The organism is Chryseobacterium sp. HNCC26DJ238, assembly GCF_057180465.1.
In genome coordinates this window covers 1-596 of record NZ_JBXUGI010000060.1, presented here as the reverse complement: position 1 = coordinate 596, position 596 = coordinate 1, and the positions used below count along the sequence as shown (strand labels likewise).

Genomic DNA, 596 nt, shown 5'->3' with positions numbered 1-596 from the left:
CCAAGAGAAGTTATCACATCACCACCAACTCCCACCATCGCTTCAGAAAGCATAAAAATATGATATCGGATTACCAGATCACCAAGCCGAATCAGGTTTGGGTTGCAGACATTACTTATATTGGAAACAGAGCGAATCCGAGTTATTTAAGTCTGATAACTGATGCTTATTCCAAGAAAATCGTGGGGCATCATGTAGCAGATAATTTGAATACAGAAAGCAGTTTAATAGCCTTGAGAAAAGCTTTGAAAAACAAAAAGGTCAACTTAGAATCGTTGATTCATCACTCGGATAGAGGTCTTCAATATTGCTCGAATGAGTATCAAAACTTACTGGAAAGAAACAGCATTAAATGCAGCATGACACAGAACTCGGATCCGTATGAAAATGCAGTAGCAGAGAGGATAAATGGTATTTTGAAACAAGAATTTAATATTGACAAATATGATCTGGAAACAAAATTGAGAAGACAGGTTGTAAATGAATCGATTCAAATCTATAATGAAATAAGACCTCATTTTTCAAATCATTATCTAACTCCAAATCAAATGCACGAACAGGAAATATTGGAAATGAAAACATATAAAACAAAAAAA

The 596-nt window shown here is 34.4% G+C and carries 1 protein-coding gene; it reads left to right on the top strand.

Annotation, left to right across the window (positions count from 1 at the left end; translation table 11 throughout):
* Positions 1–596, top strand: a 596-nt coding sequence (locus AC2A07_RS19705; RefSeq protein WP_484051801.1) for an IS3 family transposase, incomplete at both ends; no start/stop codon positions are given.